General features: G+C 61.3%; 1 protein-coding gene. It reads right to left on the bottom strand.

All coding sequences use genetic code 11. The features are described from left to right. Positions 1-134: 134 nt before the first annotated feature. Positions 135-1,835: non-ribosomal peptide synthetase (locus VJ464_30715; GenBank protein HKQ09534.1), on the bottom strand; the 1,701-nt coding region annotated here is incomplete at its 5' end.

Genomic DNA, 1,835 nt, shown 5'->3' with positions numbered 1-1,835 from the left:
GCGGCCGTGCAGGCGGTAGGCGAGCGGGATGTTGTAGATGGCCCGGCCCGGCTCCAGGCGGTCGAGCAGCCACAGGCGCTGTTGCGCGTAAGAGGCCGCGAACTCGTATTTCGCTTCGCTCTCGTTCACCTTCGTTACCCCTGGTCACTTTCCGGCACGATGGTAGCGTCTGCCCCCTGTGGGGCGCGTCGCGCCATTCTGCGCATCGCCGGCATAGAGGCCCCGCCCCCGTTATGTCGGATGTTGTCAACTATTCGTGCGAACTCTTTAACCGTTGAAGCTTTGAATAATTCTTGCAGCGGCACGTCGAATCCCATCCGCTTGCGCAGTTTGGAGATCACCTGTGTAGCCAGCAGAGAGTGGCCGCCGAGATCAAAGAAGTCGTCGACAACGCCGATCCGCTCTCGCTTCAACACCTCTTCCCAAATGCGAACCAGTTCCCGCTCGGTCTCGTTGCCGGGCGCTTGGTACTGCTGACCACTCTCAATCTCGACATCTGGGAGGCTCTTGCGGTCGAGCTTGCCATTGGCGGTCAGAGGCATCTGCGGCAACTGCACAATGAGCGCCGGCACCATGTACTCCGGCAGAGTCTGTCTGAGGTGACTCCTAATCTGAGAAGCGTCTATCGGTTCATCGGCAGTCACGTAGGCCACCAGGTGCTTGCCCGCCGACGCATCTTGTTTCAAGACCACCGCTGCCTGCCTGATCCCAGGCCACTGCCGCAAGGCCCCTTCGACCTCGGCGAGCTCGATCAGATAGCCTCTTAACTTGATCTGATCGTCGCCTCTGCCCAGGTATTCGATCTTCCCATCATCGCGCCATTTGGCGATGTCGCCTGTGCGGTACATCCGCTCGCCCGCCGCCACGCCATAGGGATTCGGAATGAACTTCCCAGCCGTCAGGTCGCCGCGACCGACGTAGCCCCTGGCCTGCCCATCCCCCGCCAGCATCAGCTCGCCGAGCACTCCCACGGGACAAAGCTCGAAATCCTTCCCTAGAATGTAGGCCCTCGTCTGCCAGATTGGCCGCCCGATGGTGATGTCGCCGTCCTCATGCAGTTCGCTCACTGTCGAATAGACGGTATCCTCGGTCGGCCCATAGAGGTCACAGACCCGTTTAATGAAGGGCAGCTCACATATCTTCGTTGCCAGGTCGCTCGGCACCGCCTCGCCGGCGAACCCTACCGTCCGTACACTGGCCGGCACCGCGTCCAATTCCAGAAGCTCCCTGGCCGCCGAAGAAACTACGTTCAGGTAAGTCACCCCATGCACATCCTGGCCTTGGGATAAGTCGAGCGCGTTCTCCACCACGATGACCTTTCCGCCAAAAGCCAATGGGAAGAAGATCTCAATGACCGATATGTCAAAGCAGATCGAAGTTGACGCAAGCACCCGCGCCAGCTCTTCATCGCTAAAGAAACTCCTGGCCCAGAGCAGGAAGACGGTCAGGCTAGCGTGTCGGATCGCCACCCCCTTGGGCGTGCCCGTCGAGCCCGATGTATAAATCGTGTAGGCCAGATTCTCTGCCACAGCCTGGCGGGCCGGATTGTCTCCGCTCCCGCCGCTGATCGACTCGCATTCGGCGTTTAAATCTATCGCCCTCGCCCCCTCAGGCAGCACCGCCTTGATCATCCCTTTGCGCGTCAAGAGCAGCTTCATTCCTGAGTCCTTCATCATAAATTCCAGCCGCTGGGCGGGGTAAGCCGGGTCGAGCGGCAGGTAAGCCGCCCCCGCCTTCAGCACCCCCAGCAGGCTCACCACCAGCTCCACCCCGCGCTCCAGGCAGATGCCGACGACCGCCTCCGGCCCCGCCCCCTGCCCCCGCAGGTAGTGCGC

The sequence above is a fragment of the Blastocatellia bacterium genome (assembly GCA_035275065.1).
In the GTDB taxonomy this organism is placed as follows: Bacteria; Acidobacteriota; Blastocatellia; order UBA7656; family UBA7656; genus DATENM01.
The sequence above is the reverse complement of the archived record's forward strand: the minus strand, read 5'-3'. Positions and strand labels throughout refer to the sequence as shown.